This is a genomic window from Paracoccaceae bacterium, assembly GCA_019454225.1.
Taxonomy (GTDB): Bacteria; Pseudomonadota; Alphaproteobacteria; order Rhodobacterales; family Rhodobacteraceae.
In genome coordinates, this window is record CP075370.1 from 1877998 (window position 1) to 1897573 (window position 19576).

20 protein-coding genes and 1 other RNA gene are annotated in these 19576 nt (G+C 67.5%); 14 read left to right on the top strand and 7 right to left on the bottom strand.

Annotation, left to right across the window (positions count from 1 at the left end; genetic code table 11):
• Window positions 1–23: 23 nt before the first annotated feature.
• On the bottom strand, window positions 24–680 hold the full coding sequence (locus tag KF887_08980; GenBank protein QYK43208.1) for a DUF1194 domain-containing protein: 657 nt from the start codon (window positions 678–680) through the stop codon (window positions 24–26).
• 173 nt (window positions 681–853) lie between these two features.
• Here KF887_08980 and KF887_08985 point away from each other — a divergent pair, with 173 nt between their 5' ends.
• The 3 genes from KF887_08985 to KF887_08995 are packed head-to-tail and all read left to right on the top strand — an operon-like array spanning window position 854 to window position 3587.
• Window positions 854–1543, top strand: coding sequence for a glutathione S-transferase family protein (locus tag KF887_08985; protein ID QYK43209.1), 690 nt, complete (start codon window positions 854–856; stop codon window positions 1541–1543).
• Between the two features lie 7 nt (window positions 1544–1550).
• On the top strand, window positions 1551–2201 hold the full coding sequence (locus KF887_08990) for a glutathione S-transferase family protein (GenBank protein ID QYK43210.1): 651 nt from the start codon (window positions 1551–1553) through the stop codon (window positions 2199–2201).
• Window positions 2202–2207: 6 nt separating this feature from the next.
• Window positions 2208–3587, top strand: coding sequence for an L-serine ammonia-lyase (locus KF887_08995; GenBank protein ID QYK43211.1), 1380 nt, complete (start codon window positions 2208–2210; stop codon window positions 3585–3587).
• A gap of 7 nt (window positions 3588–3594) precedes the next feature.
• Here KF887_08995 and KF887_09000 read toward each other — a convergent pair whose 3' ends face one another.
• On the bottom strand, window positions 3595–4833 hold the full coding sequence (locus KF887_09000; protein ID QYK43499.1) for an aminotransferase class V-fold PLP-dependent enzyme: 1239 nt from the start codon (window positions 4831–4833) through the stop codon (window positions 3595–3597).
• A gap of 273 nt (window positions 4834–5106) precedes the next feature.
• Here KF887_09000 and KF887_09005 point away from each other — a divergent pair, with 273 nt between their 5' ends.
• A complete protein-coding gene (locus KF887_09005; protein ID QYK43212.1) occupies window positions 5107–6159 on the top strand; it encodes an extracellular solute-binding protein in 1053 nt (350 codons plus the stop codon).
• 61 nt (window positions 6160–6220) lie between these two features.
• Here the strand turns inward: KF887_09005 and KF887_09010 are convergent, their stop codons facing one another.
• On the bottom strand, window positions 6221–6883 hold the full coding sequence (locus KF887_09010; GenBank protein QYK43213.1) for a hypothetical protein: 663 nt from the start codon (window positions 6881–6883) through the stop codon (window positions 6221–6223).
• Between the two features lie 101 nt (window positions 6884–6984).
• Here KF887_09010 and ssrA point away from each other — a divergent pair.
• From ssrA to KF887_09040, 6 genes are all read left to right on the top strand, one after another.
• Window positions 6985–7342, top strand: a transfer-messenger RNA (tmRNA) gene (ssrA, locus tag KF887_09015).
• 132 nt (window positions 7343–7474) lie between these two features.
• Window positions 7475–8260, top strand: a complete 786-nt coding sequence (rpiA, locus tag KF887_09020; GenBank protein QYK43214.1) for a ribose-5-phosphate isomerase RpiA — start codon at window positions 7475–7477, stop codon at window positions 8258–8260.
• A gap of 72 nt (window positions 8261–8332) precedes the next feature.
• Window positions 8333–9790 carry an FAD-dependent oxidoreductase gene (locus tag KF887_09025; protein ID QYK43215.1) on the top strand — a complete coding sequence of 486 codons (1458 nt, stop codon included), beginning with the start codon at window positions 8333–8335 and terminating at the stop codon, window positions 9788–9790.
• A gap of 63 nt (window positions 9791–9853) precedes the next feature.
• Window positions 9854–11035 (top strand): FtsH protease activity modulator HflK, encoded by a 1182-nt coding sequence (gene hflK, locus KF887_09030; GenBank protein QYK43216.1) that lies wholly within the window; start codon window positions 9854–9856, stop codon window positions 11033–11035.
• The gene (locus KF887_09035) at window positions 11035–11931 is read left to right on the top strand and encodes a protease modulator HflC (GenBank protein QYK43217.1); all 897 of its coding nucleotides are present in this window, start codon (window positions 11035–11037) and stop codon (window positions 11929–11931) included. Before hflK ends, KF887_09035 begins: the two co-directional genes overlap by 1 nt.
• Before the next feature lie 230 nt (window positions 11932–12161).
• Window positions 12162–13631, top strand: a complete 1470-nt coding sequence (locus tag KF887_09040) for a DegQ family serine endoprotease (protein ID QYK43500.1) — start codon at window positions 12162–12164, stop codon at window positions 13629–13631.
• A gap of 80 nt (window positions 13632–13711) precedes the next feature.
• Here the strand turns inward: KF887_09040 and KF887_09045 are convergent, their stop codons facing one another.
• Complete coding sequence (locus KF887_09045; protein ID QYK43218.1) at window positions 13712–14257, bottom strand: peptidoglycan-binding protein; 546 nt, start codon at window positions 14255–14257, stop codon at window positions 13712–13714.
• 207 nt (window positions 14258–14464) lie between these two features.
• Between KF887_09045 and KF887_09050 the strand changes: the two genes are divergently transcribed.
• Both KF887_09050 and KF887_09055 read left to right on the top strand, forming a co-directional pair.
• Window positions 14465–14788, top strand: a complete 324-nt coding sequence (locus KF887_09050; protein QYK43219.1) for a 2Fe-2S iron-sulfur cluster binding domain-containing protein — start codon at window positions 14465–14467, stop codon at window positions 14786–14788.
• Window positions 14789–14792: 4 nt separating this feature from the next.
• Window positions 14793–15602 (top strand): VCBS repeat-containing protein, encoded by an 810-nt coding sequence (locus KF887_09055; GenBank protein QYK43220.1) that lies wholly within the window; start codon window positions 14793–14795, stop codon window positions 15600–15602.
• 19 nt (window positions 15603–15621) lie between these two features.
• Here the strand turns inward: KF887_09055 and KF887_09060 are convergent, their stop codons facing one another.
• Complete coding sequence (locus KF887_09060; GenBank protein QYK43221.1) at window positions 15622–16050, bottom strand: DUF1178 family protein; 429 nt, start codon at window positions 16048–16050, stop codon at window positions 15622–15624.
• A 113-nt stretch (window positions 16051–16163) separates the two neighbouring features.
• Window positions 16164–16877 carry an NUDIX domain-containing protein gene (locus KF887_09065; protein ID QYK43222.1) on the bottom strand — a complete coding sequence of 238 codons (714 nt, stop codon included), beginning with the start codon at window positions 16875–16877 and terminating at the stop codon, window positions 16164–16166.
• Here KF887_09065 and KF887_09070 point away from each other — a divergent pair.
• Together KF887_09070 and thpR are read left to right on the top strand one after the other, a co-directional pair.
• Window positions 16860–17999, top strand: coding sequence for an acetoin utilization protein AcuC (locus KF887_09070; GenBank protein QYK43223.1), 1140 nt, complete (start codon window positions 16860–16862; stop codon window positions 17997–17999). The two genes, KF887_09065 and KF887_09070, sit on opposite strands and share 18 nt — an antisense overlap.
• Complete coding sequence (gene thpR, locus KF887_09075) at window positions 17996–18538, top strand: RNA 2',3'-cyclic phosphodiesterase (protein QYK43224.1); 543 nt, start codon at window positions 17996–17998, stop codon at window positions 18536–18538. Before KF887_09070 ends, thpR begins: the two co-directional genes overlap by 4 nt.
• A 13-nt stretch (window positions 18539–18551) precedes the next feature.
• On the opposite strand, the gene KF887_09080 is transcribed toward thpR, so the two are convergent.
• Window positions 18552–19520 (bottom strand): threonine dehydratase, encoded by a 969-nt coding sequence (locus KF887_09080; protein ID QYK43225.1) that lies wholly within the window; start codon window positions 19518–19520, stop codon window positions 18552–18554.
• Between the last annotated feature and the right edge of the window lie 56 nt (window positions 19521–19576).

Consider the following 19576-nt stretch of genomic DNA (forward strand, 5'->3'; position numbering starts at 1 on the left):
TCAATGCCCCGGCGTGCCGCCGTCTAGCTGCTGGGTTTGTCGAGTTCGCGGATCAGTTTGGCGCGCAGCGTCCGGGGATAGGCATCAACCGAGGGCGCGGTCATGACGAAGCCGTTGGGGCTGATCACCCATCGGGCATAGAACCGGCTGACAGGCGACGACGGCCCGGGGTCCTCGATAGCGATCGCATTGATCTCGATCCCCTGCGCCACGGCGGCGGCGCGGGCGCGCGTCACGGTATGGCCTGCGTTCTCGGGCCCGTCGCCCGAGATGTCGATGACACGGCGGCGGCAGTCCGGGACCGCCGCGAACTGCGCGGCCGAAAACGCCAGCGCCTCGCCCACCGCGGTATCGGAGGCGGTGAAGGCGCGGGGCAGCGCACCGGCGCGGTCGGCAAAGGCCGTGACATGTCGCGGTGTCAGCATCCGCTGCCAGGGCATGACAAAGGCCTGTCGTCCGACGCCCGACCAATGCACGACGCCAAGTGCCACCTGGCCCGCGACCAGAAGCTCCGCGACGGCCGGGTCGGCCAGCGCATCGGACAGCCCACGCATCTGAACGGCATATTCGCCGGCATCGATCGAGCCGGAAATATCCACGGCCAGCAGCAGCGCGGTGTCGCAGGCGCCGGCCGGTGCGGCACTGGCAAGCAAGAGGGCAAGGGTGGCGCGGCGCAACATCCTGCGATGGTCGGGTGACCCCGTCCGGCTGGCAAGCCCCCGGGCACCGCAGATGGCGGAATTGTGTTTGCTCCGGCGGCCGGATGGCGCCGGGCCGTTGCGGGCGGTCGCTTTTTGTCTCGCTGCCGGGGGCGCGGCCTGCGATGGTCGGGCAATTCCGGCCCGGAGCCCGCATGTACGTCCTGCACTACGCCCCCGACAACGCCTCGATGATCGTGCGGATCGTGCTTGAGGAGGCGGTCCTGCCGTATCGGCCCGCGCTCGTCGACCGCCGGATCCGGGCGCAGGACAGCGCGGCGTACCGGCGGTTGAATCCGGCGGGGCTGATCCCGACCCTGGAAACCCCCGATGGCCCGATCTCTGAAACCGGTGCGATCCTGCTGTGGCTGGCCGACCGGCACCCCGAGGCGGGCCTTGCGCCCGCACCGCAGGCGCCGCGACGGGGGGACTTTCTCAGATGGCTGTTTTTCCTGTCGAATACGGCACACGCGGACCTGCGACAGGTGTTCTATCCGGCACAGTATGCCGATGATGCGGGCCGTGTAGGGCATCGGGCGCTGATGGTGGCGCGGATGCAGCGGCATTTCCGCCTGCTTGACGATGCCGGCGCCGACAGTCCCGACCTGTTCACGCCGCCGTCGGTGCTGGCCCCCTATGTCGCGGCGCTGATGCGGTGGTCGGTGATCTATCCCCGCGGGCAGGCGGGTTGGTTCGACGCCGCGGCCTACCCGTCGCTGATGCGGGTTGCCGCAGCACTTGAATCCCGCCCCGCGGTACGGACAGTTGCACGGGCCGAAGGTCTGGGGGATGCGCCGTTCTCGGCGCCGGTGCCGACGCGTCCGCCCGAAGGGAGTTCCACATGAGGATGCGATGCTGACCCTTCATGCGATTCCCGATTTTGCATCGACCATCATTCATCTGGCCCTGGTCGAGATCGCGGCGCCGTTCGCCATCGTCTGGGAGGACGAGGCGCGCGATGTCCGCGTGACCCCGGGCTTCCTGCGGATCAGCCCGTTCGGCCTGATCCCGGCGCTAGAAACCCCGGAAGGCCCGGTGTTCGAGACTGCGGCAATCCTGATGTGGCTGGCCGACCGCCATCCGGGGCTTGCGCCCCCGCCCGGCGACCCGCGGCGCGGCGCGTTCCTGTCGTGGTTCGCCTTCACGACGAATACGCTGCATCCGTTGGCGATGCAGGTGGTTCATCCCGAACGGGCCGCGGGGGTCGAGGCGTCGGCCGCGGCAGGGCGTGCCGCCGCCCTGCGGCTGCGCGAGGTATTGCCGGTTCTCGACGCGGCGCTTTCGGTGGAGCCCGAGATCGCATGGCCTGCGCTGGCCTTCTACGTCGCCGTGCTGCTGCGGTGGGTGCAGGCCTTTCCGGCCGATCCTGCCGATGCTCTTGACCTGTCGCAGCTTCCCGCCCTCAGCGCGTTGCTGGCCGCCACCGAAACGCGGGCCGCCGCGCGTGCGGTCGCCGCGGAGGAAGGTCTGGGCAGCACCCCGTTCACCCGTCCGCAAGGCTGACCCGCCATGTTCCTTTCCGTATTCGACATGTTCAAGGTTGGGATCGGCCCATCGTCCAGCCACACGATGGGGCCGATGGTGGCCGCCGCGCGGTTTCTGGACCGGCTGCGCGGTTCGCCCTTTGTGGCGCGCGGGCTGCGGGTTTCGCTGCACGGGTCGCTGGCCTTCACCGGCGTCGGGCACGCGACCGACCGCGCGACGATCCTGGGCCTCGCAGGGTTCGCGCCAGATACCTATGATGCCGAAAAGGCCGAGGCCGCGCTTGCAACGATCCGCGACACCCGGATGGTCGCGCCCCCGGGCCTGCCGCCGCTGTCCTTCGATCCCGGGCGTGACCTGCTGTTCGACTATGGCCCGGCCTTGCCGGGCCATGCGAATGGCATGATCCTGCGGGCCACCGATGCGCAAGGTGACGTGATCCTGGAGGAAACCTATTACTCGATCGGCGGCGGTTTTGTGCTGACGGCGGATGAACTCGCGGCATCGGGCGGCGCCAAGGGCCGTGCGCGGGCAGAGGTGCCCTATCCGTTCGAGACGGCCGCCGAGATGCTCGAGATGGCGCGCGCATCGGGGCTGTCGGTTGCGGGGATGAAACGGGCGAACGAACTGACCGTTCGCAGCGCCAGCGAACTGGACCGTGGCATCGCACGGATCTGGGAGGTGATGAACGCCTGCATCGACCGGGGCGTGGCGCGGGACGGTATTCTGCCCGGTGGCTTGAAGGTGCGTCGCCGCGCCAGGGGCATCCGCGATGCCTTGCTCGCGGAACGCGGGCGGAACCTGACGGCGCCGCACACCATCAACGACTGGATCGGCCTCTATGCCATGGCCGTGAACGAGGAAAATGCCGCCGGCGGGCAGGTTGTGACGGCGCCGACCAACGGCGCGGCGGGCGTCGTGCCTGCCGTCATCCGGTACTGGCTGGACCATGTGCCCGGGGCGAGTCCGCGGCAGGTGGGGGACTTCCTGCTGACCGCCGCCGCGATCGGGGGGCTGTGCAAGCACAACGCCTCGATCAGTGGCGCCGAATGCGGCTGTCAGGCCGAGGTCGGCAGCGCCGCCGCGATGGCCGCCGCAGGTTTCGCCGCGGTGCTGGGCGGAACACCGGAGCAGGTCGAGAACGCGGCCGAGATCGCGCTTGAACACCACCTCGGGATGACCTGCGATCCCGTGAAGGGCCTGGTTCAGGTGCCCTGCATCGAAAGGAACGGGCTGGGTGCGATCAAGGCGGTGTCGGCCGCCAGCCTCGCACTGCGCGGTGACGGCCAGCACCTTGTCAGTCTCGACGCATGCATCGAGACCATGCGCCAGACCGGCCGCGACATGCACGAGAAGTACAAGGAAACCTCGCTGGGCGGGCTGGCCGTCAATGTTCCGAACTGCTGACGGGGCGCTACAGCACCTCGTCCAGCGCCGCGATCAACTGCGCCACCTCGTCCACGGTCGTGTAGTGCACGAAGGACAGGCGCAGCACGCCCTTCGACATGTCGACCCCCATCGCCGTCAGCGGCCGCACGGCATAGAAATCCCCCGCCCAGCAGGCGATCCCGCGCTTCGACAGCGCTTCGGCCACAGCTTCGGCCGGACGGTCGAGCGCGACGGCAACCGTCGGTGCCCGCCGCGCGGCGTCGGCCGGGCCGATCAGCCGCAGATCGTTCCGCGCCGCGAGCCGTTCCAGAAGCGGGGCCAGCAGCCTTTCTTCGGTGCTGCGCATCATGTCATGCACGGCGGCGGCACGGGCGGTGGGGCTGGCGGCGGCGGTGCGGCCGAAGTGGTGGGCGTAGAACGCGTCCATGTAATCCGCCATGCCGGCCGATGCGGCGATCTGCGCGTGGTCCGGCCCGGCGGGCGTGAACCGCTTGAACAGGCACCCTGAATTGAACCAGTGCCCCTGCGCGGGCAGTTCCGCACCGAAATCCGTGCGGATCGTCATGATCCCCTGATGCGGCCCGTAGGTCTTGTAGGCAGAGAACAGGTAGACATCTGCACCGAGGGCCGCAACGTCCGGAAAGCCGTGCGGGGCATAGCTGACGCCATCCACGACCGTGCGCGCGCCCGCCGCCCTGGCCATGGCGCAGATCTCGGCGACCGGGTTGATTTCGGCCACCACGTTCGAGCAATGCGGAAAGGCGACCAGCCGCACCCTGCCGTCCGACAGCAGGTCGCGCAGGCGAGAAGGGTCAAGATGACCGGTGGCCGGGTCGATCTTCCATTCCCGGATCTCTGCGCCTTCATCCGCCAGACGGCGCCATACGCCGCTGTTGGCCTCGTGGTCCTGATCGGTCACGACGATGGCCGCGTCCTTGCCCCGCAGCCACTGGCGGACGGCCTGCGCCAGAACGAAGGTATTGGCACTGGTGGACGGGCCGAAGCTCAGTTCCTCGCGGGTCACGCCGAGCAGTGCCGAGAGCCGCGCGCGCGCCTCGTCCATCTCCGTGCCGCCCGCCTGCGCGGCGGGGTAGGGCCCATAGGGCTGCACCTTGCGCGACGTGTAGAACCGGGTCAGCCGGTCCACCACCTGGCGACAAGGGTAGGAGCCGCCGGCATTCTCGAAAAACGCGTGCCCGGCTGTCAGCGGGTCGGAGAACGCGGGAAACTGGCGCCGAACCCAGGCGGTGTCGAGGGCGGGCAAAACGGCGTTCATCTGTGACTCCCTGCAGCGGTGCGCACGATCCTTGCCCGGCGGAACGGCGCCTGCAAGTCCGCTCGTGTGGCGATGTCGCACAAGGGGACGGCGCATCTGGCACGGGCTGTGCATCAACTTTGCGCAAATGATGCCCTCTGCCGCGACTTTTCCTTGAGGGCCGGCAGCACCTCACCTAGTTTCGCTGCAATCGGCACGGCCAGGGGAAGGGCCGGCCCGAGACACAGCGGACCAACCGCCACCGACAGACGAGGAGCACCGATGTCCTTTCGCCGCCATCTTCTGGCCTCAGCCGCGCTTGCCGCAGGCCTGGCCACGCCTTCGCTTGCCGCCGACCCCGAACTGATCGTGTTCGACTGGGCCGGTTTCGAGGAATCCGCGCTTATCGAGGGCTATCTCGCCAAGCATGGGCAGGGCCCGACCTACGCCTTATTCGGCGATGACGACGAGGCGTTCCAGAAGGTCGCCTCGGGCTTCAAGGCCGACGTCGTGCATCCCTGCTCGCAGATGGTGTCGAAGTACCGCGATGCCGGTCTGATCGAGCCCTGGGATGTCAGCCGGATCCCGGAATGGCCGAACATCGCACCCCGCTTCAAGGCCAGCACGACCTTCGTGGATGGCGATACCGTCTGGTACATCCCGACCGACTATGCCTACACCGCGATCGCGTGGAATACCGATCAGGTTCCCGAGGCGGACGTGGCCAGCCTGCAGGTCTTCCACGATCCGAAGTATGCGGGCCGCATGTCTCTGCCCGACAACACCGACGACGTGTTCGCGCTCGCCCTGCTTGCCACCGGTGTGACCGACTGGACCGACGTGACGGAGGAACAGTTCCAGGCTGCCGCCGCCTGGCTGCGCACGGCGCATGGCAATGTCCGCGCCTACTGGTCCGACCCGTCGGAACTGGCGCAACTGATGGCGACCGGCGAGGTTCTGGTTGCCTGGTCGTGGAACGACTCGATCGCGCTGATGCGTGAGGAAGGATTCCCGGTGGGCTTCCAGCGGCAGGCCGCCGAAGGCGCATCGTCATGGTTCTGCGGCTATGTCAACATCAAGGACGCGCCGGGGTCGGAAGACAAGGCCTATGATTTCATCAACGCCTGGCTCGACCACGGGTCCGCCCGCGGGCTTCTGGAGAACTTTGGCTACGCGCATTCCAACGATGCCGCCATGGCCGAGATCTCGACCGAGGAACTGACGGCCGCCGATGTGAACCCGATCGACACGACGCTTCTGGCCCAGACGCCCATCCCGACCGCAGTGCGCGACCGGATGCTGGAAGAATTCGAGAAGATCAAGGCCGGGTTCTGATCCACCGGCTTGACGGATATGGGGGGGCCGCGCCGGGAAGGCGCGGCCCTTTGCGTTGCAATCAGTTGTTGGCGTTCACGATGAAGCTTTCGCCGTACTGGCCCCATTCCATCGACAGGATGCCGTTGCGCTCGGTCGCCTTGTACGAGGTCAGACCGGGCGCCCTGATCACGCTGATCTCTCCACCCGCCAGTCCGATGGCGCCCGCATGCCGGGCTGCCGTGCACAGGTCGCTGTCGGTGGTGTAGGGGCCTGCACCCCAGATCGCATGGTTCACGCCGTTTGCCTCGCAGGTGCAGCGCGTCTCGACATCGGGTCCGAGCGTGCTGCAGGTGCCACCTGCCGCCACCTCGGTCTCGGCTGCGACCGGGGCAAAGGCAATCGACACGTTGTAGCGGCCCCAGCGGGATGTGGTGACGCCGTTCATGGCGCTGCCCGGGTATTCGGCCATGCCGTCAAGCTTGAACGCCATGACGGCGCCGCCCTCTTCGGTGATCATTCCGGCATGGCGGGCCGCCGTGCAGATGTCGCTGTCGGCCGTGTAGGGCCCGCTGCCCCAGGCAGACCGCGTCGGCGCATTGGCCGGGCAGGCGCAGGTGTAGGTGTCATCCGCCACGGGGTAGCGCCCGCAGGCAGGCAGATCCTGCGCAGACGCCATCGACGGCGCAAACGCAAGCAGGACAGCACCAAGGGCACCGCCCGCACCAAAGGCAATCAACCGCATCCGAAATCCTCCGCTTCGAAAAAACCGCACAACCCGCGCGGCTGCGGGATTAATCCATGCAAGGCGAGTCGGATCAACGGTCAAAGCCGGATTCCGGGCAGGGCTTGCGGGCGGGCCCCGGTGCATCCTATATTCAAAGCGTGCCGGGCAACCGGAACTATGGCGATAAACGCACCCGTAATACGCGGATCGGACCCGGGGGCGGTACCCGGCGGCTCCACCATCACACCCGGGCGTTGGCCGGGAGGACGGGGCCGAAACAGGATCGACGAACGTCTAAAGGGGCCAGCTTTCGCTCGGTGAGCTACCACCGTCATCGGTGCAAATTGCATAGTTGCCAACGACAACCGTGCTCCGGTGGCTCTCGCTGCGTAAGCAGCTGGAACATCGAAACCTAAGCCCTTGCGCCTAGCCGCGTAAGGCGGGGTTCGCAGGTACCTGGCAACAGAAACCTGCACCTTCGCCGCCTGTCATTTCACCGGGGAACCGCGTCAGACCGGAAAACGCGCCGCAGGCGTTACGGTCCGATTGCCCCTCGCCCAATGTGGCGCCTCTGGTATAACCGCCGCGAACGCACGACCGGAGATCGCCATGGCAGCCGAGCTTTCCCCCATCGACAAGGCCAAGTTCCTGGCCGCGCAGCGCGCGGTGCAATATGTCGAGGGCGGCATGCGGGTCGGACTTGGTACCGGATCGACCGCTGCCTGGATGGTCCGCTGCCTGGCGGAGCGCATCCGGGAAGAGGGGCTCCGCGTCACCGGGGTGCCGACGTCCAGCCGCACCGCCGATCTTGCGCGACAGCTGAAGGTTCCGGTGATGAGCCTCGACGAGGCGAAATGGCTGGACCTGACGATTGACGGAGCGGACGAGTTCGACGCCGATCTGAACCTGATCAAGGGGGGTGGCGCCGCGCTGCTGCAGGAAAAGATCGTGGCGACCGCGTCGGACCAGATGATCGTGATCGCAGATGCCGCAAAGGAGGTGTCGTGCCTCGGGGCCTTCCCGCTGCCGGTCGAGGTGATCCCTTTCGGCTGGCAGACGACCAAGGCGCTGATCGAGGAAACGCTTGTCTCGATGGATGTGCTCAGCCGCGACGTGTCGCTGCGCATGAACGGCCCGGCGCCGCTGGTCACGGATGAGGCGAACCATATCCTTGACCTGCACCTGAAGCGGATCGGCAACCCTCGGCAACTGGCTCTTGTGCTGAACCAGATCCCGGGCGTGGTGGAGAACGGGCTGTTCATCGACATCTGCGACATCGTCGTGATCGGGCACGGCGACGGCCGGGTGGTGGTGCGCGACATCAACGCGGGCACGACCGAGGACGACCGGGTGGAATTCGTGCCGCCCGCGAACATCTTTGCCGACCTCGATTGAGGTGTCTGCCGGGTCGGCGGCTGGCGTTGCGCGACTTTGTGTGAAATAGCGGGTCGGTGGCAGGGTGGGGATATGGCGGATTTCGACTGCGACCTCTTTGTGATCGGCGGCGGTTCGGGCGGCGTGCGCGCGGCGCGTGTTGCGGCCGGCTACGGCGCGAAGGTCGTCCTGGCCGAGGCCAGCCGGATGGGCGGGACCTGCGTGATACGCGGTTGTGTGCCCAAGAAGCTGATGGTCTTTGCCTCGTCCTTCCGCGAGATGCCGGGCGAGGCGCGCGCCTACGGCTGGGACATTCCTGACGGTGTCTTTGACTGGCCGGCATTCCGGGGCAAGCTTCATGCCGAACTCGACAGGCTGGAGGGTGTGTATCGCCGTCTGCTTGAGGGATCGGGCGTGGCGATCCACGATGCCCGTGCCGTGGTCGAGGATGCGCATACGGTTCGGCTGGATACGGGCGCGCGGATCACCGCGCGACATGTCCTCATCGCGACCGGTGGGCGCCCGGAACGACCGGATCTTCCGAATGCCGATCTTGGTATGGTGTCTGACGACGTGTTCCTGATGGACCGCCTGCCGCAGTCGATGCTGATCGTCGGCGGCGGGTTCATCGCCTGCGAAATGGCCTGCATCCTGAACGGCCTTGGCGTTGCGGTGACACAGTACTACCGCGGCGCCCAGATCCTGCGTGGCTTTGATGACGAGTCGCGCGGACTGGTGGCCGAGGCCATGCGTTCGCGTGGCATCGCGCTGCATTGCGGCACGAACATCGTCGAGATGGCGTCCGCCTCTGCCGATCAGGCGCTGTCCGGCATCGTGACGGGCGGCGGCGCCGACCTTGGTGCCATGGCACGGGACGCCGCCGATCTTCTGCCGCAGGGCGCGCGGGGCGGGCCCGTCTGGGTGAAGGCGACGAACGGCGAGACGAAGGTCTTCGATGCCGTGCTTTTCGCCACCGGGCGCCGTCCGAACAGCGACGGACTGGGTCTCGCCGAGGCGGGCGTCCAGATCGGACGGCGTGGCGAGGTGCAGGTGGACAGCTACAGCCAGACCTCCGTGCCTTCGATCTTTGCCATCGGCGATGTGACCAGCCGTGTGAACCTGACGCCCGTCGCGATCCGTGAAGGCACGGCCTTTTCGCAGACGGTGTTTGGCGGTGTGCAGACTCCGGTCGATCATGACCTGATCCCGTCGGCGGTCTTCACGCAACCCGAACTCGGCACCGTCGGCCTGACCGAGGAGGCGGCGCGCGAGCGTGAGGAGATCGAGGTCTATTGCACCTCGTTCCGGCCGATGCGCACGGCCTTTGCCGGAACACCGGACAGGGTTCTGATGAAGCTGATCGTCAGCGCGTCGACGCGCCGGGTACTTGGCTGCCACATCGTCGCACCGGAGGCGGGCGAGATGATCCAGCTTGCCGCCATCGCGGTGAAGATGGGTGCCACGAAAGAGGATTTCGACCGGACGGTCGCGGTCCATCCAACCATGGCCGAGGAACTGGTCACCATGCGGCAACCCGTCAGGCGCGGCTGACAGCGCTTGAATTTGCCGTCCGGATGACCAGTTAAGGGCCAAAGCTCCAGGAGAGGAACAGGCATGTCAGGCAACGGAGGTCCCTGGGGGGGCGGCGGCGGGAACCGCGGTGGCGATGACGACCGGCGCGATCAGGGGCCGCGCGGACCGCGCCGCCCCGGCGAGGGCCAGCCCGCAATCCCCGAGATCGACGAGATCGTCAAGAAGGGCCAGGAACAGCTGCGCGTGCTGATGGGCGGGCGCGGCGGCCGCGGTGGCTCGGGCGGCGGCGGGGGCGGCCCGATGGGGCCGATGTTCTCGCGCAACGGACTGTTGCTGGGCGGGCTTGCCGCGATCGGCCTTTGGGCCTTCGCGTCGTTCTACACGGTGCGGCCCGAAGAGCGCTCGGTCGAGCTGTTTCTTGGCGAGTTCTCGGCGGTCGGCAACCCGGGTCTGAACTTTGCCCCTTGGCCGCTCGTCACCGCGGAAATCGTTCAGGTGACAGGCGAACGCCAGACCGACATCGGCACCGGCCGTGGCGGTGCGATGGATTCGGGCCTCATGCTGACGCGCGACCAGAACATCGTGGACATCGAATTCCAGGTGGTCTGGAACGTGTCCGATCCGGCGGCCTTCCTGTTCAACCTTGCCGATCCGGCGGACACGATCCGCGCGGTCTCGGAATCGGCCATGCGCGACATCATCGCCAGGTCAGAGCTTTCCCCGATCCTGAACCGTGACCGTGGCGTGATCGCTAGCGACTTGCGCGCCGCGGTGCAGGGGACGCTGGACAGCTACAACGCCGGGATCAGCGTGATCCGCGTGAACTTTGACAAGGCCGACCCGCCCCGCGAGGTGATCGACAGCTTCCGCGAGGTTCAGGCCGCCCAGCAGGAACGCGACCGGCTTGAGAAAGAGGCGGACGCCTACGCCAACCGGGTGACGGCCGGTGCCCGCGGCGAGGCCGCGCGGCTGCTGGAGGAATCCGAGGCCTATCGTGCGCAGGTGGTGAACAACGCGCAGGGTGAGGCGAGCCGCTTCCTCGCCGTCTATGAGGAATACGTGAAGGCGCCTGACGTGACACGGCGACGGATGTACCTGGAGACCATGGAAGTAGTGCTTGGCAGCATGAACAAGGTCATTCTTGACGGGGTGACCGGGGGCGAGGGCGGGGGGCAGGGCGTTGTGCCGTTCCTGCCGCTGAACGAACTGTCGCGGGCCGGCCAGCAGGTCGGCGCGGGCGCCGTGACCGGGGGGAACAACTGATGGCACGTTCTGCGCTTATCCTGCCCATTCTGGGTGTTGTCGCCGCCGCCGCGTTGTCCTCGATCTTCATCGTGGACGAGCGCGAGAAGGTGCTTGTTCTCCAATTCGGGCAGGTGCGCCAGGTCAAGGAAGCGCCCGGTCTGGGGTTCAAGGTGCCGCTGATCCAGGAGGTGGTGCGCTATGACGGCCGGGTGCTGGGGCTGGCGACCCAACCGCTCGAGGTTACCCCGCTCGATGACCGCCGCCTGGTGGTCGATGCCTTTGCCCGCTGGCGGATCGTGAACCTGATCGAGTTCCGCGAATCGGTCGGCACCGAGGGTGTGCGCGCTGCGCAAGTCCGGCTGGACCGTATCCTGAACGCGGCGATCCGCGAGGTTCTGGGTGCCGTGCCATCGAACCGGGTGCTGTCCGAGGACCGGACCGCCCTGATGAACCAGATCCGTGACCGTGCCCGCCGCGAGGCCGCAAGCCTTGGCATCGACATCATCGACGTGCGCCTGACCCGCACGGATCTTCCGGAACAGAACCTTGCGGCAACCTTCGCGCGGATGCGCGCCGAGCGCGAGCGCGAGGCGGCGGACGAGATCGCGCGCGGCAACGAGGCGGCGCAGCGCGTGCGCGCGAGCGCCGACCGGACGGTGGTGGAACTCACCTCTGAGGCCCGCAAGAACGCCGAGGTGGTGCGAGGTGAGGCTGACGCCGCCCGCAACGCCATCTATGCCGAGGCGTTCGGGCGGGACCCGGAGTTCTTTGCCTTCACCCGGTCCCTTACCAGCTACGAGCGGGCCCTGCGCGGTGGCAACTCCTCGATCGTGATGCAGCCTGACAGCCAGTTCTTCGACTACCTGCGCAGCTTCGAACTGCCGGCTGATCGCAGCACGGCACCCGCGAACTGACGGACAGGCTCAACTGCGTGAAAACGGGCGGGTTGCGATGCGGCCCGCCCGTTCCGTTCCGGGGTGCCCTGCGCCACGAACTTTCACATCCTATTGAGAGGCTGCAACAGGGTTTGCATTGCGGCGCGCCAACCTTAGGTGGATGCTGCAACAAGGCGGTGGCTGTGCGGGTCCGCAGGGCGGCTCGACCACCGAGAGGGAAAGGAGTTTCCGAAGTGCAGTCCAGAACCATGTCGGCCGCCGAAGGTCGCGGCCTTGTGACGACAGGTGCGATGCGCGTTTTCCTTGCGCTCGTGCTCGGTCTGGCGCTTGCGCTCTCGCAGGCGTCCGGCGCGGGCGCGCGGGGCGCGCCCGAGAGTTTCGCCGATCTCGCGGCCCAGATCAGCCCGTCCGTGGTGAACATCACCACCACGACCACCGTTGCGGGCCGTTCGGGTGGCCCTTCGCCGGTCGTGCCCGAAGGATCGCCATTCGAGGATTTCTTCCGCGATTTCCTTGATCGTCAGGGCCGTGGCGATCAGGCGCCGCGCCGGTCCGAGGCGCTTGGATCGGGGTTCGTGATCTCGGAGGACGGCTATATCGTCACCAACAACCATGTGATCGAGAAGGCCGACGATATTGAGATCGAGTTCTTTTCGGGCACCCGGCTGAAGGCAAAGGTCGTGGGAACCGATCCGAAGACCGACATTGCCCTTCTGAAGGTGGAAAGCGACACGCCGCTGGCATTCGTGCCGTTCGGCAATTCCGACCTGATGCGCGTGGGTGACTGGGTGGTCGCCATGGGCAACCCCCTGGGCCAGGGCTTTTCGGTTTCGGCGGGCATCGTCTCGGCCCGAAACCGGGCGCTGTCGGGCACCTACGACGACTACATCCAGACCGACGCCGCGATCAACCGGGGCAACTCGGGGGGACCGCTGTTCAACATGGACGGACAGGTGATCGGTGTGAACACCGCCATCCTGTCGCCCAACGGCGGGTCGATCGGCATCGGCTTCTCGATGGCCTCGAACGTGGTGGTCAAGGTCGTTGACCAGCTTCGGCAGTTCGGGGAAACCCGGCGCGGCTGGCTGGGCGTGCGCATTCAGGATGTGACGCCCGACGTGGCCGAAGCGATGGGGCTTGCCGCCGCCAAGGGCGCGCTGATCACCGATGTACCTGACGGCCCGGCCAAGGATGCCGGGATGCTGGCAGGTGACGTGATCGTCACCTTCGACGGGGCGGATGTGGCCGACACGCGCGAACTGGTGCGTCGCGTTGCCGATGCACCGGTCGGGCAGGCGGTGCGCGTTGTCGTGATGCGCGAGGGCAAGACCCAGACGCTGTCGGTCACGCTCGGGCGCCGGGAAGAGGCCGAGGGTGCCGCAACCCCCGCGGCCTCGACCGAGGTGCCGGAACCGCAAAGCGCCGATGTGCTTGGGCTGACGGTGACGCCGCTGACCGCCGAGGAAGCCGAGAAACTGGGCCTGCCTGCGGATACGCAGGGGCTGGCGGTCACCGCGGTGGACGAGACGAGCGAGGCCTATGCAAAGGGCCTGCGCGTGGGTGACGTGATCACCGAGGCAGGCCAGCAGGCGGTCACGCGGCTGCAGGACCTGACCGACAGGATCTCGGAAGCCGAAGGGGCGGGGCGCAAGTCGCTGTTGCTCCTGATACGTCGGGGCGGCGATCCGCGCTTCGTGGCGCTGTCGATCGAGAACTGAACCCTGCCAACCGTGGGATCGGGGGCGGCGCGCGGCGTCGCCCCTTTTCGCGTGATGGCAGGCGTTGAGCGTTCCGCGATCTATTCCCTGGGGACGGCGACGATGCCAAGCGCACGGGCCGCCTCGCGCGACAGGATGTCACTGTCCAGTCCGCGTGGCCTTTGCCACGCCAGGATCGCGCTGCGGGTCGGGCCGTCCATCTGTCCGCTCAGCGGCAACAGATACAACCCACGCGCCTTGAGCGCGCGTTGCAGGGTCGACACCAGATCGACCGTCAGTTCGTCCTCGCAGAGCGTCTCGAACCAGACCTCGCGCCGATCGGACACGATGCGTTGCCGGGTCTCCGTGCGAAACGTCGACGGGGCGATCAGGCTTCCGTCTGGCGCGCGACGTTCCGCGCTTGCCTGCACCTGCTCGGTGACGGTTTCGATCACCGCCGGGGTCACGTCGCCTGCCCAGCAGGCACCCGCAGGTGTTTCGGGCGGGGTCGGGCCCGTGCGGGGGATGAGCGCAGCGGTCAGATCGGCCGAGGACGGCGGCGCCGGCAGCGGACCGCCCGCGCAGGCCGCCAGCAACAGCGCAATCGACAGCGCGGGCCGCAGCCGGAAATCGGGGCTCTGTGTCATGCCTGCGGTCAATGCCCGTTCGCCGTTTCTTGGGCCGCAGATGCGGCCGCATCGCAGGATAGCGGCCCGGACGGGGGCGCGAAAGCCCTGGATCGCAGGATGGACATGCGGGCCCCATGTGCGCCTGCGCCCTCTGGCAAACGCCGGTACTATGGCCTATTTGCAGCAACAAGACTTGACATGGCGCGCGGGCGCGAGGGGACGTAAATGGCACGCATCACCTATGTGGAACATGGCGGCAGGGAACATGTCGTCGAGGTCGCAAACGGCCTGACGGTGATGGAAGGTGCGCGCGACAACGGTATCCCGGGAATCGAGGCGGATTGCGGCGGTGCCTGTGCCTGTTCCACCTGCCATGTCTATGTCGACCCCGACTGGGTGGCGCGGCTGCCCAAGAAGGACGCGATGGAAGAGGACATGCTGGATTTCGCCTGGCAGCCCGATCCGGTCCGGTCGCGCCTGACATGCCAGATCAAGGTTGGCCCGGCCCTTGACGGGCTGCGGGTGTTCATGCCCGAAAAGCAGATCTAGGCCGATGGTCCGCACGGCGCTCCTGATCGCGGCGGCGTGCCTGATCGGGATGACCGATGCCAGTGCGCGGACCGAGCAGGTCGAGGTGACGGGCCCCGGTCCCGCAGTCCGGACCGATCTCACGCCGGCCTGGCCGGTGAAGGCGGCCTTGTCCGGGCCTACCGACCGGTATCCGCACAACGTGCTGGGGGACATTCCGGCCTTCACCACCCTTGTGGTGGGCGCCCTGTCCTGCGGCGGATGTCGCCACGCCCGTGAAGGGCGCACCGAGATCCTGGCGCGGCCGCTTGTGTTCGAGGATGTGGCGCCGCGCCTGTGGGACGTCGACGGCGACGGACGTCCCGAGATCGTGGTCGTCGAGAGCCATGAACGGCTGGGTGCGCGGCTTGCGGTATGGACCTATTCCGACACCGGGGCGGAACTTGTGCGCACGGCGGTCACGCCGCACATCGGGACGCGATTTCGCTGGCTTGCCCCTGCGGGGATCGGCGATCTGGCGGGCGACGGGAAACCGGTGATCGCCTATGTCGATCGCCCGCACCTTCTGCGCGAGCTGGTTTTTGTCCGGCTTGACGGTGCCACCTTGCGAGAGATCGCGCGGGTGCCCGGCTATTCGAACCACGCGATCGGGGAAACCGTGATCCACGGCGGTGTCCGGCGCTGCGATGGCCGGGACGAGGTTCTGGTGCCGCAGGCGGCGGGCGGGCGCCTGATGGCGCTCAGGCTGAATGGCGCGCGCGTCATCGCCCGTGATGTCGGTCCGTGGCGCGGCGCAAGAGACATGGCGCGCGCGCTCGCGTCCTGCGAACGCTAGCCCGCGTTCGGCCAGTCGCTCAGTTGACCTTGCCGGCAGGCAGGAAGGGCAGAGGGGCGACTGGCACGCCGTCCTCGATCAGTCGCCGCGCCTCATCCGGGCGCGCCTCGCCATGGATCGACCGTTCCGGAACCTCACCCGCATGCATCTTCCGCGCCTCGGCGGCAAAGTTCATGCCGACATAGTCCGAGTTCTCCTCGATATGGCGCCGAAGTGCCGCGAGTGCGGCCTCGGTGGGCGAGGTCGGCATTGACAGCGGGCGTTCGGGGCGGGCGGAGGCGTGTTCGGTGACGACCGAGGGTGCCATGGGCGCCTTGTCGACCTGCGCCCCGCCGCAGACCGCGCAGGTCAGCCGCCCCGCCGCCGACAGCGAGTCGAAGGCGGCCGACGACTGGAACCAGCTGTCAAAGCTGTGGCCATCGGCGCAGCGGAGCGAGAAGCGGATCATCGGTGCAGGTCCGGTTCGGGGCTTTCAGTCGTGCTTGGGCAATGCGGCCGTCACAGCGCATGCCTTTGATCAAGCTAAACACGGGGCGGAGAAGTTCAAGGGCAATGGTCCGATCAGTCCCTGGACGAAGGGGCGGGCGGGGCGAATGCGGCGATCAGCGCCTGCAGGTCTGGCTCGTCCACCTTTGTCGCTGCCTTGTCCTGCCGGAACCAGCGGACCCGGCGCTGACCCTTTTCCGGGAAACGCTTGTCCCGACGGTCGACGGCGATCGAAAACACGGACACGACGCAGGGTACGGAAACCGACCGGTCTTCGTTCCGGTTCAGCACCTTGTCATAGCTGAAAAAGCCGACGCATTGGGGTTCGATCCTGCCGCGAACCCCGGCTTCTTCCCAGGCTTCGCGCGCTGCGGCACGGGCTCCGTCCATACCCTCGATCGGCCAGCCCTTCGGAATGACCCACCGCCCCGTCTCGCGGCTGGTGACCAGAAGGATCTCGATCACTCCGTTGTGCGCCCGCCAGCACAGTGCCGCATTCTGGCTGTGCGTTACGTCTTCGCCCGACAGGAAACTGTCACTTGCCGCCCGTTTCACTCTGCCCGCCTTGCTCGTTGCCTGTCCGGAACCGGCTGACGCCAGGTGGCGTGTCCGATCCTCGCGGTGCCGACATCTGCGGATTTGTCTAGATGTCTGTTCATCTCCAACCCTCTCACAGCATTGGGCTCTTGCCCACCGAAAAATCGCGTCATGTCGCAGAATTGACGCTGATGCGTGGCGCACTAGGCTGGTGCCGCGGAGCGGCGGGGACGCATGGACGGAGAAGCGCATCAGGTGGCGGCGATGCCGACGTTCGTCGGGTCCGAGGTGTATCGCGGGTCCAGCTACGGGCCCGCGCATCCGTTGCGTGTTCCGCGCGTTTCCACCGTCATGGACCTTTGCCGTGCGATGGGCTGGCTGCCGCCGGACAGCTATCGCCCAAGTCCGCGCGCCAAGGCGGCCGCGCTGTCCGTCTGGCACGATCCGGACTATATCGCGGCGCTTCAGGCCGCCGAGGCCAGCGGTCAGGCCACCGAGGAGATGCGCCTGCGGTTCAATCTGGGCACGCTGTCGAACCCGGTATTTCCACAGGTATGGCGTCGCCCCGCGACAGGGGCGGGTGGCACGATGCTGGCGGCGGAACTGGTGCGCGACGGCGGCGTCGTGCATGTGCCGGGTGGCGGCACACACCATGGGATGCCCGACCGGGCAAACGGGTTCTGCTATCTGAACGACGTGGTCCTTGGCATCCTGACACTGCGCCGGATGGGCATCGACCGCGTGGCCTATGTGGACATCGACGCGCATCACTGCGACGGGGTGGAGGCTGCCTTTGCCGACACGCCCGAAATTCTGATGATCTCGGTGCATGAACAGGGCCGCTGGCCGTTTTCGGGACGACTGGAAGACGGTGGCTGTGGCAACGCGTTCAACCTTCCTGTTGCGCGCGGGTTCAATGATACCGAGATGCGTGTCGTCCTAGACGACCTGATCCTGCCCCGCGTGGCGGCGCACCGTCCGCAGGCGATCGTGCTGCAATGCGGGGCGGATGCCGTCGAGGAGGACCCGCTTTCGCGACTGTCGCTGTCGAACAATGCCCATTGGGGGGTGGTTCGGGCGCTTGCCCCGCTGTCGCGGCGGTTCATCGTGCTGGGGGGCGGGGGCTATAACCCCTGGTCGGTGGGGCGGTTGTGGTCCGGCGTCTGGGCGATCCTCGCGGGGCAGGAGCTGCCAGACCATCTGCCGGATGCCGCGCAGGCGGTGCTGCGCGGACTGACCTGGGGTGGCGGCGGCCGTCCGCCACCGGATCCCCGGATGCTGACCACGCTGGCCGATCCCCCGCGCGAGGGTCCCGTTCGCCGCGATCTGCGCGAGGCCATCGCAGTTCTGGCGCGACGGGGGATGCCGGGATGATCCGGGCCTTTCTCGCCCTGTCGCCGCCCGACGATGTGCGGGCGCGATTGCAGGTTCTGCAATACATGCTGCCGATGCCGCGCCGGGTAGAGCGGGAAGACCTGCATCTGACGCTTGCCTTTCTGGGTGAGGTATCCGACGCCGTGCTGGTTGCGGTCGACGACGGCATGGTTGCGCTGCGCATGGCGCCCTTCGCCATCATGCTGTCGGGTGTGGACGTGATCGGGGGGGCGGCTGCGCGCGGTGCCCATGCGACGGTTGCGCCTTCGGAACCGCTGAGCCGCCTGCAGGCGAAAGTCGAACGCATTGCCCGGCAGGCCGGCGTGCCGATCGAGGCGCGGCGGTTTCTGCCGCATGTCACGCTGGGCCGGTTCGCCCCTCCCGCGCCACTTGATCGGGTGCGTCTGGAACGCGCCATCCTGGCCGAAGCGGGCTTTCAGGCCGGCCCCTGGCAGGTCGAGGAGGTGACACTCTACCGGTCATGGCTGGGTACAAAGGGTCCGCACTATCAGGCGCTTGCGAGCTATCGGCTGGCCTGAGCGCGCAACAGTCCTAGACCTGTGGCGTGTGGCCGGCCAGCACGATGCGCATCCATTCGCTGTCGATGTTGCCACCGCACAGGATCAGGCCCACCTCGCGCCCCGCCATCGCATGACGTTCTGCCATCAGTGCGGCCAGCGGCGCGGCACCCGCGCCCTCGGCGGCGTTGTGGGTGTCGGCGAAGTAGATGCGGATCGCCTGCGCCACCTGATCGTCGCTTACCGCCACGATGCGGTCGGCGCCCGCGCCATAGATCGCAAGCGCCTCCTCGACCGGAACGCGCACCGCCATGCCGTCCGCGAAGGTGCGCGCGGTTTCGGTGGCCACCGGTCGGCCGGCCTCGGCCGATAGCTTCGCCGTCTGCGCCGCCTCGCTCACCACCCCGACGACGCGCGTCGCAAGGCCAAGCGCATCGCGTGCCGCGATCACGCCGCAAATGCCGGAACCGCAGCCGATAGGGACGTAGACCGTGTGCAGGTCTGGCTTTTCGGTGAACATCTCCCAGGCATAGGTGGCCACGCCACGGACCAGTTCACGATGAAACGGCGGCACGGGAAACAGGCCGGACGTCGCGGCCACGCGGAACACCTCTTCCCGCGCGGCATCGAAATCGTCCCCGAACTCGACCAGTTCCGCCCCGAAGGCGCGCATCGCCGCGTTCTTCTCCACCGCATTGCCGCGCGGAACATAGATCACGGCGCGCAGTCCGGCGGCCACCGCAGCCCTGGCCTGGGATTGCCCGTGGTTGCCGCGCGTCGCGGTGATCACCCCCGGGCAGTCGGGGCTGGTGCGGCGCAGCCAGTCGATGAAGGTGATCCCGCCCCGCACCTTGAACGCCCCCGTCGGGCCGTGGTTCTCATGCTTGACCCAGACCCTTGCACCCGTGCGCTGCTGCAGCGTCGGCCAGGCATAGAGTGGCGTGGGCGACATGTGGCGGTGCACAAGGGCTGCCGCGGCCGTGAGTTCGTCGCTGGTGAACATGCTGCGTCCTCCTCCGGTCCATCGTTCTCAGGCAATCCGGCGGCCTGCAAGGGGAT

What these genes read in the sequence shown, in the direction of transcription:
- KF887_09040 (QYK43500.1), top strand. Translation starts at nt 12,162, where the DNA reads ATGTCGGCCGCCGAAGGTCGCGGCCTTGTGACGACAGGTGCGATGCGC.
- KF887_09080 (QYK43225.1), bottom strand. Translation starts at nt 19,520, where the DNA reads ATGTTCACCAGCGACGAACTCACGGCCGCGGCAGCCCTTGTGCACCGC.
- thpR (QYK43224.1), top strand. Translation starts at nt 17,996, where the DNA reads ATGATCCGGGCCTTTCTCGCCCTGTCGCCGCCCGACGATGTGCGGGCG.
- KF887_09045 (QYK43218.1), bottom strand. Translation starts at nt 14,257, where the DNA reads ATGACACAGAGCCCCGATTTCCGGCTGCGGCCCGCGCTGTCGATTGCG.
- KF887_08995 (QYK43211.1), top strand. Translation starts at nt 2,208, where the DNA reads ATGTTCCTTTCCGTATTCGACATGTTCAAGGTTGGGATCGGCCCATCG.
- hflK (QYK43216.1), top strand. Translation starts at nt 9,854, where the DNA reads ATGTCAGGCAACGGAGGTCCCTGGGGGGGCGGCGGCGGGAACCGCGGT.
- KF887_09060 (QYK43221.1), bottom strand. Translation starts at nt 16,050, where the DNA reads ATGATCCGCTTCTCGCTCCGCTGCGCCGATGGCCACAGCTTTGACAGC.
- KF887_09070 (QYK43223.1), top strand. Translation starts at nt 16,860, where the DNA reads ATGGACGGAGAAGCGCATCAGGTGGCGGCGATGCCGACGTTCGTCGGG.
- KF887_08980 (QYK43208.1), bottom strand. Translation starts at nt 680, where the DNA reads ATGTTGCGCCGCGCCACCCTTGCCCTCTTGCTTGCCAGTGCCGCACCG.
- KF887_09055 (QYK43220.1), top strand. Translation starts at nt 14,793, where the DNA reads ATGGTCCGCACGGCGCTCCTGATCGCGGCGGCGTGCCTGATCGGGATG.
- KF887_09010 (QYK43213.1), bottom strand. Translation starts at nt 6,883, where the DNA reads ATGCGGTTGATTGCCTTTGGTGCGGGCGGTGCCCTTGGTGCTGTCCTG.
- KF887_08985 (QYK43209.1), top strand. Translation starts at nt 854, where the DNA reads ATGTACGTCCTGCACTACGCCCCCGACAACGCCTCGATGATCGTGCGG.
- KF887_09005 (QYK43212.1), top strand. Translation starts at nt 5,107, where the DNA reads ATGTCCTTTCGCCGCCATCTTCTGGCCTCAGCCGCGCTTGCCGCAGGC.
- KF887_09035 (QYK43217.1), top strand. Translation starts at nt 11,035, where the DNA reads ATGGCACGTTCTGCGCTTATCCTGCCCATTCTGGGTGTTGTCGCCGCC.
- KF887_09025 (QYK43215.1), top strand. Translation starts at nt 8,333, where the DNA reads ATGGCGGATTTCGACTGCGACCTCTTTGTGATCGGCGGCGGTTCGGGC.
- KF887_08990 (QYK43210.1), top strand. Translation starts at nt 1,551, where the DNA reads ATGCTGACCCTTCATGCGATTCCCGATTTTGCATCGACCATCATTCAT.
- rpiA (QYK43214.1), top strand. Translation starts at nt 7,475, where the DNA reads ATGGCAGCCGAGCTTTCCCCCATCGACAAGGCCAAGTTCCTGGCCGCG.
- KF887_09050 (QYK43219.1), top strand. Translation starts at nt 14,465, where the DNA reads ATGGCACGCATCACCTATGTGGAACATGGCGGCAGGGAACATGTCGTC.
- KF887_09065 (QYK43222.1), bottom strand. Translation starts at nt 16,877, where the DNA reads ATGCGCTTCTCCGTCCATGCGTCCCCGCCGCTCCGCGGCACCAGCCTA.